Source organism: Paraburkholderia bryophila, from assembly GCF_003269035.1.
In the GTDB taxonomy this organism is placed as follows: domain Bacteria; phylum Pseudomonadota; class Gammaproteobacteria; order Burkholderiales; family Burkholderiaceae; genus Paraburkholderia; species Paraburkholderia bryophila.
On the sequence record NZ_QLTK01000003.1, the window covers coordinates 116,169 to 129,785 of the forward strand.

The following is a 13,617-nucleotide window of genomic DNA, read 5'->3' on the forward strand; positions in this document are numbered from 1 at the left end:
GTCACGGCCTTCGAGCGTGCGTCGTGTATAGAGGCGACGACGGGGCCAACACCGGGCGTAGACAGAGCGAACACGGGCCGCCGTGTCGTCCGCGCGCCATCTTTCCTCGGTTACAATCGCCGCATGCGAATCCTACTCAGCAACGACGACGGCTATCTGGCGCCAGGCCTTGCTGCGCTTTACGAAGCGCTCAAGCCGATCGCAGACGTCACCGTGATGGCACCCGAACAGAATTGCAGCGGCGCGTCGAATTCCCTGACGCTGTCGCGGCCGCTCTCGGTCCTGCGTTCGGCGAACGGTTTCTATTACGTGAACGGCACGCCCACCGACTCGGTGCATATCGCGCTGACCGGCATGCTCGACCATACGCCCGACCTCGTGGTCTCGGGCATCAACAACGGTCAGAACATGGGCGAAGACACGCTGTATTCGGGCACCGTCGCCGCCGCCACGGAAGGCATCATGTTCGGCGTGCCGGCCATCGCGTTTTCGCTGGTCGACAAGGACTGGGTGCATCTCGACGACGCGGTGCGCGTCGCCACCGAGATCGTCGCGCATTATCTCGCGCAGCCGTTGGCCGGGCATCCGCTGCTGAACGTCAACATTCCCAATCTGCCTTACGAGCAGCTCAAAAGCTGGCAGATCACGCGTCTGGGCAAGCGGCATCCGTCGCAGCCGGTCATCCGCCAGACCAACCCGCGCGGCGAACCGATCTACTGGATCGGTCCGGCGGGCAGCGCGCGCGACGCGAGCGAAGGGACGGACTTTCACGCCGTCGCCAATGGCCACGTCTCGATCACGCCGCTGCAGCTCGATTTGACCCACACGCAAATGCTGCCTGCGGCGCGCGACTGGCTGCGCGCCGGCAGCAGCGCTTCATGACCAGCGAGCGCGCCAAGCGTTTTCCGCTCGGCCTCGAGGACCTGGTGCGTGAACCGCGCCGGCCCGAAGGGCGCCCGGGCGAAATGCGCGCGGCGGCGTTGGCCGCGAGCGCGGTGCTGAACGCGCGGCCCCAGCCGGCGAAGAAGTCGCCGGCTGGGGGCGGTGGCAAGGCGCAAGCGAAACCGCAAGCTATTTCGCAAGCGAAACCGCAAGCTAAGCCGCATGCGACGGTGCAGGCACGAGTGCAGGTTCAGTCTCCCGTGCAGGCCAAGCCGCAGGTACCGTCCCCACTCGTCACTTCGCCTAAGCCGCAAGCTGCGGCGTCAACCAAAGCGCCGCTCAAACCCGCCATGCCGGGGGTGAGCACGCGCGCGGTTTCACATCCGACGCCGTCGGTAAAGCCCCGCGCGAGCGAGCGCGGCGCCGCGCCGAACGTGGCGCTGAACGGCGCCCTGGCACTGACTTCGGAACGGGTTCGCGAACGGATGGTCGAACGCCTGCGTGCGAACGGCGTGACCGATCAGCGCGTGTTGAACGCGATGTCGGTGGTGCCGCGCCACATGTTCGTCGATCCGGGCCTCGCGGCCCAGGCTTACGAAGATGCGGCGTTGCCGATCGGTCATCACCAGACGATCTCCAAGCCTTCGGTGGTCGCGAGAATGATCGAACTGGCCGCGGCCGGCCGTGCGTTGAACACCGTGCTCGAAATCGGCACGGGTTGCGGTTACCAGGCGGCGGTGCTGAGCCAGGTGGCGCGCGAGGTTTACTCGATCGAACGCATCAAGCCGCTGTCCGAACGCGCCAAGACAAACTTGCGTCCGTTGCGCATTCCGAACATTCGCCTGCATTACGGCGACGGGCGGCTAGGCTTGCCGGCGGCGGCGCCTTTCGACGCGATCCTGATCGCCGCGGCGGGGCTCGACGTACCGCAGGCATTACTTGAACAACTCGCGATCGGCGGCCGCCTGGTTGCGCCGGTCGGCTCGCAGGAAGGCCAGAATCAGGTGCTGACTCTGGTCGAGCGGACCGGGCCCGCGCAATGGCGCGAGTCACGGCTTGATCGCGTTTTCTTTGTCCCCTTAAAATCCGGAGTGATTTAACACCGATGAGTATGTTGCGCGCCATGCAAAGAACCAGCCTGAATGTCCCGATGACCGTAACCCAGCGTAGCGTGTGCGTGCTCGCCTTGTCCCTGCTGATGTCGGCATGCGCGACGAGGCTCGACCAGGCGCCCGTGATCGATCGCTCCGGCAGCGGCGCGCTCGGTACGCAGGCTGCGCAGCCGCCGGTGCCGCTCGGGCCGCCGCCGCCGGGCTACTATCGGGTGAAGCCGGGCGACACGCTGTATCGGATCGCGCTGGAAAACGGCCAGAATTATCGCGACATCTCGACGTGGAACAATCTGACCAACCCGAATCAGATCGAAGTGGACCAGTTGCTGCGCGTGGTGCCGCCGGGTGCCAACACCGCGGCGCTGACGCCGGGCGTGTCGACCGCGCCGATCGGCAACGGCGGCGCGGTGCAAAGCGCACCGCTCGGCAGCACGCCGCCGGGCGCGGCCGCGGGCGTCGCTGCGCCGCCGATCTATGGTTCGGGCGCGAACAACGCGTCGCTCACGCCGCCGGCGCCCGGCGCCGCCAGCGATTCGGGCGCCGCGACCGGCAACGTGAGCTTCGCATGGCCGGTGCGCGGACCGCTGCTGGGTACTTTCAACGATTCGACCAACAAGGGCGTCAATATCGGCGGCGCGGCGGGCGATCCGGTGAAAGCATCGGCGGATGGCCGCGTGGTCTATGCCGGAAATGGGCTGCGGGGTTACGGCAATCTCATTATCATCAAGCATGATGCAACTTATCTCACGGCGTATGCACACAACCGCGCTTTGATGGTAAAAGAGGGAGACGCGGTAACGAAGGGGCAGAAGATCGCCGAGATGGGCAATAGCGATTCCGACCGCGTGATGTTGCATTTCGAAGTTCGCCGGCAGGGTAAACCTGTCGACCCACTGAAGTATTTGCCGCCGCAATAAGCGAAACGACCATGCCGAAAACGAAGCGCCGCCCGCCGCAAGCCGAGTCTGGGAAGACCAGCCAAGCTGTATCCGCTTCGGTGGACGAAAGCGGCGCTTCGGAAGTGGAAGAAGAGATCGCCGAAGAGCACGATCTCGACGAACGCCAGAGTGGTGCGGAAGAGGGCGGCGACGCCCGTGAGGGCGCGGCCGAAGCCGCACCCGACGCCGACGATTTCCGCGCGTTACTGCAAGCCGAGCTGACGGCCGACACCATTCAGCACTACCTGAACCGCATTAGCGTCAAGCCGCTGCTTACCGTCGAGGAAGAGCAGAAATACTCGCGTCTTGCCAAGGCTGGCGAGTTCGACGCGCGGCAGGTCATGATCGAACGTAATTTGCGGCTCGTGGTCAGCATTGCCAAGGGTTATCTGAACCGCGGCGTGCCGCTGCTCGATCTGATCGAAGAAGGCAATCTCGGCTTGATGCACGCAATCGAAAAATTCGATCCGACGCGCGGCTTCCGCTTTTCGACTTACGCCACCTGGTGGATCCGCCAGAGTATCGAGCGCGCGATCATGAACCAGGCGCGCACCGTGCGTTTGCCTGTTCACGTGATTCGCGAGCTCAATCAGGTGCTGCGCGCCAAGCGCCATCTGGAAAAGAATTCGATGAACTCCGGCGAGGCGGCCGAGCGCCGCGACGCCAGCATCGACGACATCGCCTATCTGACCGGCAAGACCACCGACGAAGTCACCGACATCCTCGCGCTGAACGAGCACACCGCGTCGCTGGACGCGCCGCTCGATCTCGATCCGGCCAGCAGCCTGCTCGACTTGCTGTCCGACGACCAAAGCCAGTCGCCGGACGCCGAGGTGCAGCATCGCGAACTGGAAACGCTGACGCGGGCGTGGCTCGCGCGGCTGTCGGACAAGCATCGTCATGTGATCGAGCGCCGCTTCGGGCTCAACCACATCGAACCCGCCACGCTCGAAGAGCTGGCCGACGAAATGGGCCTCACGCGCGAGCGTGTGCGCCAGATCCAACAGGAAGCGCTGGTGCGTTTGAAGCGCTTCTTCGCCTCCAATGGCGTTCGCAAGGACGCCGTTCTCTAACCTGATGACACCGATTCTTGTATTCGACATCGAGACGATTCCCGATGTCGCCGGCATTCGCCGCCTCGAAGATTTGCCCGCCACACTAAGCGACGCCGAAGTCGCCGAGCACGCGTTCGCCGCGCGCCGTGAAAAGACCGGCGGCGATTTCCTGCCGCATCACCTGCAACGGGTCGCGGCGATTTCCTGCGTTTTCCGCGACAACAACGGCTTTCGCGTGCGCTCGCTCGGCACGCTGCAGGACGGCGAGGCCGCGCTGGTGCAATCGTTCTATCGCGTGATCGAGAAGTACACGCCGCAGCTCGTGTCGTGGAACGGCGGCGGCTTCGATTTGCCGGTGCTGAACTACCGGGCGCTGGTCAACGGCATTGCCGCGCCGCGGTTCTGGGATCTCGGCGAAGACGACCGCGAGTTCAAGTGGAACAACTACATCAGCCGCTACCATGCGCGTCACACCGATCTGATGGACGTGCTCGCCATGTACCAGGCGCGCGCCAACGCGCCGCTCGACGCGCTCGCCAAAATGTGCGGCTTCCCCGGCAAGATGGGCATGGACGGCAGCCAGGTGTGGCACGCGTACCAGCAAGGGCGGATCGAGGAAATCCGCAATTACTGCGAGACCGACGTGGTGAATACCTACCTGCTGTATTGCCGGTTCCAGTTGATTCGCGGCGCGTTTTCCGCCGAAGAGTACGCCGACGAAATCAATCTGGTGAAAAATGCGCTCGCGCAGGAGCCGGCGCCGCAGTGGGCCGAGTATCTGGCGGCGTTCGAGCAGTAGCAGGCCGCTCGCCCGCTCGCTGTTTCCGCTTCGTTTCCCGAATCGCTGGCAAGGCGGGCGCTTCGTCTACAATCTCGCCTTCCCCCAAGTTTGTCAGGAAGTCGCAGGTGTCCCGAACTGCCCCCCATCGTCGCTCGCCGAAGCGACACAAGCCGTCCCGTGCGGCGCCCGCACTCGTCGTTACCGGCCATGAGCCGGTCATCGAAATCGTGTCGCTCGATATGGAAGCGCGCGGCGTCGGTCGCGTCGAGACCGAAGACGGCACGCCCGGTAAGGTGATTTTTGTCGAAGGCGCATTGCCCGGCGAGCGCGTCAGCTATTCGACGCACCGCAGCAAGGCGAAATTCGAGCAGGCGGAGGTCGTGCAGGTATTGCGCGAAAGCGTGATCCGCACCCAGCCGAAATGCAGCTACTTCGATAGCTGCGGCGGCTGTTCGATGCAGCATCTGGATATTCGCGCGCAGGTCGCCGTCAAGCAGCGCGTGCTCGAGGACAATCTGCAGCATCTGGCGAAGCTGCGGCCGGAAACCGTATTCCGGCCGATTCACGGCCCGGCTTGGGGTTATCGCTATCGGGCCCGTCTGGCCGTGCGTTTCCTGCCCGAAAAGGGCGGTATGCGGATCGGTTTCCACGAGAAGAAAAGTAGCGATATCGCCGACATGAAGACCTGCGAGGTGCTGCCGCCGCACATATCGGCCATGCTGATGCCGCTGCGCTTCATGATCCGCAAGCTGTCGATCTACGAACGGCTGCCGCAGATCGAACTGGCGGTCGGTTCGTCGGTTACCGCCATGGTGTTGCGCAACCTGGCGCCGATTACCGAGGCCGACGAGCAGGTTCTGCGCGATTTCGCCGACCAGCACAAGGTGCAGTGGTGGCTGCAGCCGGGCGGCCCGGAAACGGCCGCGCCGTTCTATCCGCTCGACCAGCAGCTCGACTACACGCTGCCGGAATACGGCATCCGCATGCCGTTCAAGCCGACCGATTTCACCCAGGTGAATCACGCGATCAACCGCGTGCTGATCAGTCGCGCGTTGCGGCTGCTGGCGCCGGCGCGCTCCGACCGGGTGCTGGATCTGTTCTGCGGGATCGGCAATTTCACGCTGCCGCTTGCGCGGATCGCGCGGGAAGTGGTGGGGATCGAGGGCAGTGAGGCGCTGACCTCGCGCGCGCTGCAGAACGCGGGGCTGAACGGTGTGGCGGAACATACGTCGTTTGCGTGCCGCAACCTGTTCGAAGTCACCGCCGACGACTTCCGCGCGCTCGGCCACTTCGACAAATTCCTGATCGACCCGCCCCGCGAAGGCGCGCTGGCCGTCGCCCGCGCGCTCGCGGAGATTGCGCAAAGCGGCAATGGACCGCTGCCGAAGCGCATCGTCTACGTGTCCTGCGCGCCCGCCACGCTCGCACGCGATGCCGGGCTGCTGGTGCACGATGCCGGTTACCGGCTGGTGGGCGCGGGCGTGGTGAACATGTTCCCGCATACCTCGCATGTGGAGTCGATAGCGTTGTTCGAGCGGGACTGAGCGGCGCTGCCGCTGAACAACCGCTGAACCGCCCGAACGGGCCGCTAGCTCGCGCTGACCGTCGTGCCGTAAGGCCTGCGAGCGTTCCACGCCCGCCGCAAAAGCAAAAACGCCACGACCTGGGTCGTGGCGTTTTTTATTCCCTACTGAGGTTAAGGGTCAGCGTGCCATGGTGTGGATTAAAACTGCCACCACGACTTTTCCTTGCCCGGCCTTGCATGGCCCGTGATGTACGGGCTATCCGGGAAGGTGCCGGCCAGCACGCGCTTGGTGTCTTCGGCCAGTTGCGGCTGGTTCAGCTTCTGGTATGACAGCATCATGATGTGCAGTGCGTCTTCAATAGCCGGTGCATTCTTGTATTGCGTCAGCGCCAGTTGCGCGCGGTTGATCGCGGCGACATACGCGCCACGGCGGTAGTAGTAATCCGCCGCGTGGACTTCGTGCGACGCCAGCGCGTTCACGATATAGCGCATGCGTTGCGCGGCGTCCGGTGCGTACTTGCTGTTCGGGTATTTGTCCACCACGACCTTGAACGCGTCATACGATTCGCGCAGCGACTTCGGATCGCGCTCGCTCATGTCCTGACCGGAGAAGCGGCCGAACAGACCGAGGTCGTCGTTGAAGTGGATCATGCCCTTCAGGTAGTACGCGTAGGCAATGTCCGGGTGATCCGGGTGCAACTGGATGAAGCGGTCGATCGCCTGGTCGGCGGCGGCATTTTCGTTATCTTTCCAGTTGCAGTACGCCACGTTGATCTGCGCCTGCTGCGCGAAGTGGCCGAACGGGTCGCGCCCCTCGAGCATTTCGAAGTACTTCGCGCACTTGCCGAAATCACCACCGGTCAAGGCGTCGTTCGCCTCCGTATATAATTTGTTGTTGTTCCACGTTGCCGTTTCGTCGGTCTTCTCCGGCAGGCCGTGACAAGCCGCAACAACGGCGACGGCTGCGGCACACGCAATGTATCCGGCCACTTTACGGGCCGCCTTCTTGATGGCCGCCAAATTGATCGCCGCTTTAGTAATGGTGTTCAAGGCTCGCATTTTCCAGTCTAGCTTTACGTCCAGGTGACCCAGACTCAATGACCCGCTCAAATACTCCAGGTACCGCAACCGGTGCCGGGAATAGCAACAAAGATTATAGCGTAAGCGCCGACCCCTCCGACGCGTTGGGCGTCGATTCCCTCGACGACGATCTCGGCAGCGACGCGCTAGACGCCGCCGACCCGCAAAGCCTCGTGCCGACGGTGGCTAACCGCGTCACGGACGAGACCCCGCGCCACATCGTCGTGCCCGACGAAATGGCCGGCGACCGGCTCGACAAGGTGCTGGCGCGGGTATTTCCCGAGTTCTCGCGCAACCGGCTGCAAAGCTGGATCGAGGCAGAGCGCGTGCGGATCGACGGCAAGCCCGCGAAGATCCGCCAGCCGGTGCCGCTCGGCGCGACCATCGAACTCGTGCCGGATCTGCTGCCCGAACAGCTTGCGTTCACACCGGAGCCGGTGCCGCTCGAGATCGTCTATGAAGACGATACGCTGGTGGTCATCAACAAGCCGGCCGGCATGGTCGTGCATCCGGCCGCCGGCAACTGGAGCGGCACGCTCCTGAACGGCCTGCTGTACCGCTACGGCGACGCGGCGGCGGGCTTGCCGCGCGCGGGCATCGTGCACCGGCTCGACAAGGAAACCTCCGGGCTGATGGTGGTGGCGCGCACGCTCGAGGCGCAAACCGACCTGGTGCGCCAGTTGCAGGCGCACACAGTGAAGCGCCGCTATCTCGCGCTGGTGTGGGGCAACATGCCCGAGAGCGGCACGATCGACGCGCCGATCGGCCGCGATCCGCGTGAACGCACGCGCATGGCGGTGGTGACGGGCGCGACGGGCAAGCCGGCGCGCACGCATTTCCGGCGCGTCGAAACGGCGATCTGGGAGCGCCAGCCGGTGACCGCGATTACCTGCGATCTGGAAACCGGTCGGACTCATCAGATTCGCGTGCATTGCGCGCATATCGGGCATCCGCTGCTTGGCGATCCGGTGTACGGGCACGCGCGCGGCAAGCGCTCGGTCAAGCCGCTGCCCGGCGGCTTCGCGCGGCAGGCGCTGCATGCGTGGCGGCTGGGGCTGACCCATCCGAAAACCGGCCGCACGATGAACTGGCGCGCCAATGTGCCGGAGGACATGGAGGCGCTGTCGGTGGCCTTGGGTCTCGGGCGCGACGACGCGGGCGAGTTCGACGAGACCTACTACGAGGACGACGACTACGACGACTCGCTCGACGGCGATGCCGACGAAGACGGCGCGCTCGACCACGAGGACCATGACGACGCCGACGATGACCACGATCACGACGGCGAACATGACGACCACGGCGACCAAGGCGACGATCAGGACGAAGCCGGTCACCCCGACAAGGACGATCGCGCATGAGCGTGCCGGAACTGAGCTTTGCCGACGTCGTGCAGCCCGCGTGGAACGTGTCGCCGCGCGTGCGTGCGCTGGTCACCACGCGCAACGGCGGCGTGAGCCTGCCGCCGTTCGGCCGTTGGCAGGACGGCGCCGATCAGCCCGGCGGCTTGAATCTGGGTATGAAAGCCGGCGACGATCCGGCTGCGGTCGCGGTCAATCGCGCGCGGCTGTTGGCGCTCGCCGGCGTGAGCGAGGCCGCGTGGCTCGAGCAGATTCACGGCGCGGGGATCGTGCGGGCGGAAGACGTGCTGGCGCAGCGTCACGCAAGCGATGCGCCGACGCGCGCCGATGCCAGCATCACCGACCGCCCCGGCACCGTCTGCGTGGTGATGGTGGCCGACTGCATGCCGGTGCTGTTCTGCGACGAAGCAGGCCGCGCGGTCGGTGCAGCGCACGCGGGATGGCGTGGTCTGGCCGCCGGCATCGTCGAACAGGCGGCACGGCGCGTCGCCGAACTTGCGGGTGTCGAGACCGGCGCATTGCATGCCTATCTGGGGCCGTCGATCGGGCCTGATGCATTCGAGGTCGGCCCAGACGTGCGTGACGCCTTCATGAACGGCGTGGACGGCGCACAACGCGATGCAACGGCGAATGCGTTCGTCGAACATCCGCACAATCCGGGCAAATACCTCGCCGATCTACCGGCATTGGCGCGCTTGCGTTTGCAGCGGCTCGGCGTGACGCGCGTGATCGGCGGCGATCTTTGCACGGTCACGCAACGCGATCGTTTCTATTCCTATCGTCGCGATCGCGAGACCGGCCGCATGGCCGCGCTGATCTGGCTGGACGACCAGGCGCCGGCCATCGCCGACTAGTTCAGAAGAAAAACCCGCCACGCACGCCCGCATGACCACGCCTCGTTCCAGCGGCGCGATCATGCGGGCGTGCTGCGTTTGGAATCCGGTGGTACGTCTGCCGGAAAGCACGCAGCTTGGGTCCTACGGGCCTGCGTATGAGGGTTTGTTCGGAGACGTCGCGCGCTATTTTGCTGCACTGCCGGAATTCCCTGCGCCAGCGCAAAACGCCGCAAAATAGCGCCGCATGTGAATGGATAAATGCACATAAGCCCATGCTCCATGGGAGCTTTTTTCGCTTCTTAACACTTCGCTTGATTCATGCCGCAAAAGCGCGATCTTCTACACAGGGAAAACGATAATTAAAAAACTATCGCACTGCGGCAAAATCGGGAACAAGCATTGACATGCCTTGCGATGGGGAGCAAGAATGTTCCTCACGGCTCCTCGTGCAGGACAGGGCGTGACGAGGTCGCGAGCAATCGCCCACTTGCGCACGAACCTGCCTCTCAACCCGTCCGCAAGGACTTACCGGTCAAAAGCAGGCATGGCAGCATCACATTTCTCAGCTTCCCCCAGCACGGACTCCTCGAAGGAGCAGACGCAGCAGGCCGGTACGAGCGGTGCAACGCCGGGCGCAGGCATGCAGCAATTATTCGACCTGTGGATGAATGCGTGGCGTTCGGTCGGTACGCAGCCTGGCGGCAACTGCATGCCGTTCGCCATGCCGCAGATCCCCACTATGCCGAACCTGCCGCAAATGGGCGTGCCGCCCATGGCGGGATTCGGATTGCCGCAAATGCCCGCATTCCCGGGCATGCCCGACTTCAGCAAGCTGGCCGCGGGCGGCATGCCGTCGCTGCCGTCGTTTGCCGGCTTGAATATCCCGAGCGCCGCGATTCCTTCGGAGCGGCTGCAAAAGCTGCAGGCCGATTATTCGCGCGAGGCGCTGGAGTTGATCCAGCAGGCCACGTCGTCTACCGTCAAGGCACCTGAACTCAAGGATCGCCGCTTCAGTTCCGAGGCATGGAGCGCGGCGCCGGCCTACGCATTTACCGCCGCCTGGTATCTGTTGAACGCGCGCTATCTTCAGGAAATGGTCGACGCGCTCGACACCGATCCGAAGGTGCGCGAGCGGGTTCGTTTCGCCGTCCAGCAGTGGACCGCGGCGGCCTCGCCGAGCAACTTCTTCGCGTTGAATCCGGAAGCGCAAAAAACCTTGCTGGACAGCAAGGGCGAGAGCTTGCGCCAGGGCGTGATGAACCTGCTCGGCGATTTGCAGCGCGGCAAGATTTCGCAGACCGACGAATCGCGTTTCGTGGTCGGCGAGAACCTCGCGAACACCGAAGGCTCGGTCGTATTCGAAAACGAGCTGATGCAGGTGATCCAGTACAAGCCGCGCACGGCCACAGTGCGCGAGCGACCTTTGCTGATCGTGCCGCCTTGCATCAACAAGTTCTACATCCTCGATCTGCAGCCGGAGAATTCGCTGGTCGCGCACGGGCTCGATTCGGGGCACCAGGTGTTCCTGATTTCGTGGCGCAACGCAGATCAATCGATCGCGCATAAAACGTGGGACGACTACATCGGCGAGGGCGTGCTGCGCGCTATCGAAACGGTCAGCAAGATCAGCGGCCGTGAGCAGATCAACACGCTCGGTTTCTGCGTCGGCGGCACGATGCTCGCCACCGCCTTGTCAGTGGCCGCGGCGCGCGGCGAACATCCGGCGGCGTCCATGACTCTGCTCACCGCGATGCTCGACTTCAGCGACACCGGCGTGCTCGACGTGTTCGTCGACGAGCAGCATGTGCAGATGCGCGAGCAGACCATCGGCGGCAAGAACGGCTCGGCGCCGGGACTCATGCGCGGCATCGAATTCGCCAACACGTTCTCGTTTTTGCGGCCGAACGATCTGGTGTGGAACTACGTCGTCGACAACTACCTCAAAGGTCGCACGCCGGTGCCGTTCGATCTGCTGTACTGGAACAGCGACTCGACCAGCCTGCCGGGCCCGATGTACGTCTGGTATCTGCGCAATACGTATCTCGAGAATCGTCTGCGCGAGCCGGGTGCGTTGACCACCTGCGGCGAGCCGGTCGATCTGTCGAAGATCGATGTGCCGACCTTCATCTACGGTTCACGCGAAGACCATATCGTGCCGTGGCAAACGGCGTATGCGTCGGTGCCGCTGCTGAGCGGGCCGTTGAAGTTCGTGCTCGGCGCGTCGGGTCACATCGCGGGCGTGATCAATCCGCCGGCCAAGAAGAAGCGCAATTTCTGGATGCTGGAAGGCGAGGCGAAGACGCTGCCGGAAAGCGCCGACGCATGGCTCGAGGCGGCCACGGAAGTGCCTGGCAGCTGGTGGCCCGAATGGACCACGTGGCTCGACCAGTACGGCGGCAAAAAGGTTAAGCCGCGCGCGGCGGCCGGTTCGGCGGACTATCCGGTCATCGAACCGGCGCCGGGACGTTACGTGCGGCAACGGGAGTAGGTTTGGCCGCGTGTTACGGCGCGGTGTTGCGCGCCGTTGCAGAGGTCGTGGAGTTTGCGGAAGCTGCAACACGCGCGATTGAAACTGAACGAGTAAGAGCGCAAGTGCTGCGAGATTGAGCAACGAGATTTTTAACTTGACGGGCTGCGGCGCAGTTGGCTGGCTTGCCCGGAGGATATAGAAATGACTGATGTTGTGATCGTATCGGCCGCCCGTACGGCAGTGGGCAAATTCGGCGGGTCGTTGGCGAAGATCGCCGCGCCCGAGCTTGGCGCCACGGTGATCCGTGCCGTACTCGAACGTGCCGGTCTGAAGCCCGAGCAGGTGAGCGAAGTGATTCTGGGTCAGGTGCTGACCGCGGGCTCCGGCCAGAATCCGGCGCGTCAGTCGCTGATCAAGGCGGGCTTGCCCAATGCCGTGCCGGGCATGACGATCAACGTGGTGTGCGGCTCGGGCCTGAAGTCGGTGATGCTGGCGGCCAACGCGATCATCGCGGGCGACGCCGACATCGTGATTGCCGGCGGCCAGGAAAACATGAGCGCCGCGCCGCACGTGCTGCCGGGTTCGCGCGACGGTTTCCGCATGGGTGACGCCAAGCTGGTCGACACGATGATCGTCGACGGTCTGTGGGACGTCTACAACCAGTACCACATGGGCGTGACGGCGGAAAACGTCGCCAAGGAATACGGCATTACGCGCGAGCAGCAGGACGCGTTTGCCGCGGCGTCGCAGAACAAGGCGGAAGCCGCGCAGAAGGCCGGCCGTTTCGACGACGAAATCGTGCCGGTCGAGATTCCGCAACGCAAGGGCGAGCCGCTGCGTTTCGCGACCGACGAATTCGTGCGCCACGGCGTGACGGCTGAATCGCTGGCGGGTTTGAAGCCGGCGTTCTCGAAGGAAGGGTCGGTGACGGCCGCCAACGCGTCGGGTCTGAACGACGGCGCCGCCGCGGTGCTGGTGATGTCGGCGAAGAAGGCCGAGGCGCTCGGCCTCAAGCCGCTCGCGCGCATCAAGGCATACGCCACCTCGGGTCTGGATCCGAAGGTGATGGGCATGGGCCCGGTGCCGGCTTCGCGCCGCTGTCTCGAGCGCGCGGGCTGGACGCCGGCCGACCTCGATCTGATGGAAATCAACGAAGCGTTCGCCGCCCAGGCGTGCGCGGTGAATCAGCAGATGGGCTGGGACACGTCGAAGATCAACGTGAACGGCGGCGCGATTGCGATCGGCCATCCGATCGGTGCGTCCGGTTGCCGGATTCTCGTCACGCTGCTGCACGAAATGCAGAAGCGCGATGCGAAGAAGGGTCTGGCGTCGCTGTGTATCGGCGGCGGCATGGGCGTCGCGCTGGCGATCGAACGCGATTAACGGGTTCGAGTTCGGGTTCGGGTTCAACAGCAGGTGTGTCGTGCGGGGCGGGCGTCCATGAGGCGCCAGTTCCGCGTCACGTAGGGATGCCGCGCGCCGCCGGGAAGCAGGCAGCGTGTGGCTGAAATGGCCTCGTCGGCCGGTCGCCCGGCGGCAGCGGAGATGAAGCATCAGGCGAGGGAAGAGGCGCCGCT

11 protein-coding genes are annotated in these 13,617 nt (G+C 64.4%); 10 read left to right on the forward strand and 1 reads right to left on the reverse strand.

The annotated features are described in order from the left end of the window. The first annotated feature begins 123 nt into the window (after window positions 1–123). The 6 genes from surE to rlmD all read left to right on the forward strand — a co-directional run bounded on the left by surE (window position 124) and on the right by rlmD (window position 6,312). Window positions 124–882 carry a 5'/3'-nucleotidase SurE gene (gene surE / locus BX591_RS07420; RefSeq protein ID WP_111930020.1) on the forward strand — a complete coding sequence of 253 codons (759 nt, stop codon included), beginning with the start codon at window positions 124–126 and terminating at the stop codon, window positions 880–882. Further along, a complete protein-coding gene (locus tag BX591_RS07425; protein ID WP_111930021.1) occupies window positions 879–1,982 on the forward strand; it encodes a protein-L-isoaspartate(D-aspartate) O-methyltransferase in 1,104 nt (367 codons plus the stop codon). The genes surE and BX591_RS07425 overlap by 4 nt, the downstream gene beginning before the upstream one ends. Before the next feature lie 5 nt (window positions 1,983–1,987). Further along, window positions 1,988–2,911, forward strand: coding sequence for a peptidoglycan DD-metalloendopeptidase family protein (locus BX591_RS07430; protein WP_111930022.1), 924 nt, complete (start codon window positions 1,988–1,990; stop codon window positions 2,909–2,911). Between the two features lie 11 nt (window positions 2,912–2,922). Continuing rightward, the gene (gene rpoS / locus BX591_RS07435) at window positions 2,923–4,005 is read left to right on the forward strand and encodes an RNA polymerase sigma factor RpoS (RefSeq protein WP_111930023.1); all 1,083 of its coding nucleotides are present in this window, start codon (window positions 2,923–2,925) and stop codon (window positions 4,003–4,005) included. Window positions 4,006–4,009: 4 nt separating this feature from the next. After that, complete coding sequence (locus BX591_RS07440; RefSeq protein WP_111930024.1) at window positions 4,010–4,786, forward strand: 3'-5' exonuclease; 777 nt, start codon at window positions 4,010–4,012, stop codon at window positions 4,784–4,786. Window positions 4,787–4,893: 107 nt separating this feature from the next. Then, window positions 4,894–6,312 (forward strand): 23S rRNA (uracil(1939)-C(5))-methyltransferase RlmD, encoded by a 1,419-nt coding sequence (gene rlmD / locus BX591_RS07445; RefSeq protein ID WP_111930025.1) that lies wholly within the window; start codon window positions 4,894–4,896, stop codon window positions 6,310–6,312. 179 nt (window positions 6,313–6,491) lie between these two features. Here rlmD and BX591_RS07450 read toward each other — a convergent pair whose 3' ends face one another. Then, complete coding sequence (locus BX591_RS07450) at window positions 6,492–7,352, reverse strand: outer membrane protein assembly factor BamD (protein ID WP_111930026.1); 861 nt, start codon at window positions 7,350–7,352, stop codon at window positions 6,492–6,494. A 38-nt stretch (window positions 7,353–7,390) separates the two neighbouring features. Here BX591_RS07450 and BX591_RS07455 point away from each other — a divergent pair, with 38 nt between their 5' ends. The 4 genes from BX591_RS07455 to BX591_RS07470 all read left to right on the forward strand — a co-directional run bounded on the left by BX591_RS07455 (window position 7,391) and on the right by BX591_RS07470 (window position 13,423). Continuing rightward, window positions 7,391–8,734 carry an RluA family pseudouridine synthase gene (locus tag BX591_RS07455; protein WP_111930027.1) on the forward strand — a complete coding sequence of 448 codons (1,344 nt, stop codon included), beginning with the start codon at window positions 7,391–7,393 and terminating at the stop codon, window positions 8,732–8,734. Further along, complete coding sequence (gene pgeF, locus BX591_RS07460) at window positions 8,731–9,588, forward strand: peptidoglycan editing factor PgeF (RefSeq protein WP_111930028.1); 858 nt, start codon at window positions 8,731–8,733, stop codon at window positions 9,586–9,588. The genes BX591_RS07455 and pgeF overlap by 4 nt, the downstream gene beginning before the upstream one ends. A gap of 622 nt (window positions 9,589–10,210) precedes the next feature. Continuing rightward, complete coding sequence (gene phaC / locus BX591_RS07465) at window positions 10,211–12,058, forward strand: class I poly(R)-hydroxyalkanoic acid synthase (RefSeq protein ID WP_111930029.1); 1,848 nt, start codon at window positions 10,211–10,213, stop codon at window positions 12,056–12,058. Between the two features lie 183 nt (window positions 12,059–12,241). Further along, complete coding sequence (locus BX591_RS07470) at window positions 12,242–13,423, forward strand: acetyl-CoA C-acetyltransferase (protein ID WP_111930030.1); 1,182 nt, start codon at window positions 12,242–12,244, stop codon at window positions 13,421–13,423. Window positions 13,424–13,617 lie beyond the last annotated feature (194 nt).